We start from the raw sequence: 1300 nt of genomic DNA, 5'->3' as shown, positions 1-1300 counted from the left end.
TACGATGCCCAAGGGCGCATCTATTACCGATGGGTGCGAGAAGCTGACGGGAAAGGGACGGACGAACGTTTCATCTACGATGCGCTGGGCAGACGCATCAAGACAGAGGGGTGGACGATCCAGAATTACGCTTGGCTGAGTCGACACGAACAATACTTCTACGATCCCCTTCACGAATTTCTTGAGATCGGTGTGGCGGTGAATGGACAACGCACATGGAAAGTGCATGGGCCGGACCTTGATGGGAGATATGGTTCTTTGCACGGGATTGGCGGGGTAGAGGCGTGGATCGAGGAAGGAAGCGGCACGGGAGGGAGTGCGGTGGCAAGGGGGAACGTGAATGATGCGTATGGACATAGCGTGAGGTATGTTTATAACAACGTGATGACGTGGAAAGAGACACGTTATCTGGGTTACGGCCCCTCGCGTGAAGCAGTAAAGAAGCGGCTGGGCGAGGGAGTGGGCTTGCACGAGGCGAGCGGTTGGCGGGGGTATCGCCTCGAAGGCGAGGTCATTCACATGGGGGCAAGGCTATATCATTATCCCACCGCGCGTTTCCTAGCCGCCGATCCCCTTGGCTACGCCTCAGATATGAGCCTCTACAGTTACGCGAATAATGATCCGGTGAATGGCGTGGATCCGACGGGCAGGGCTTTTTATGGATTTGAGGGGACGCATTATCCTAAGCCGGACGGAAGCCAGACCGTAGTTCAACAATTAGTGGAGAATTATGCAGGTGCTAATGCTCATTACTTCCCCGGTGTTGGAAGTCCTAACGAAGGGGTAATAGAAGGCATGACAGGATTAGGCGTGACAAGTGTAGCCAATGCTGCCTACAATCAGATCGTGCAGAATTACAATAATGGCGATACAGTGATCAACATGGCAGGATGGAGTCGGGGGAATGTGAGCATGATGCAAGTGGCTGATAGAATCTATAATGAAGGCATTCCTGATTTGAGTGCAGGGACGAAGATTGAAGTTAGTTATGCAGGCTATCCTGGTGCAGTGAGTAATATCAAAGTGGTGCCCAATGCATATTTAGTGCCTCCTTACAGCAATGAAAAGATCATCACCCAAATGCACATGATCGATCCGGTGTATGCAATGGGCTGGCCATACAACGATATAGATATCGGATATACAAAAACGATCCCGCCGAATGTGAATGAAAGTTTTGTATATATAGCGCAGCAAAATACAGTCTCCAACACTTTAAAAGATAGGCTTATTGATCCAGCTATCAATAACCGAACTATTCCTTCAGGCATTGATAATTTTTATTATTTTAATGGTATCC

At 49.5% G+C, this 1300-nt stretch carries 1 protein-coding gene; it reads left to right on the top strand.

Going from position 1 to position 1300, the window contains the following annotated elements:
- Positions 1-1300, top strand: a 1300-nt coding sequence (locus NZM04_07985; protein ID MCS7063961.1) for a DUF2235 domain-containing protein, incomplete at both ends; no start/stop codon positions are given.

The organism is Candidatus Methylacidiphilales bacterium, from assembly GCA_025056655.1.
Classification (GTDB): Bacteria; Verrucomicrobiota; Verrucomicrobiia; order Methylacidiphilales; family JANWVL01; genus JANWVL01.
The sequence above is the reverse complement of the archived record's forward strand: the minus strand, read 5'-3'. Positions and strand labels throughout refer to the sequence as shown.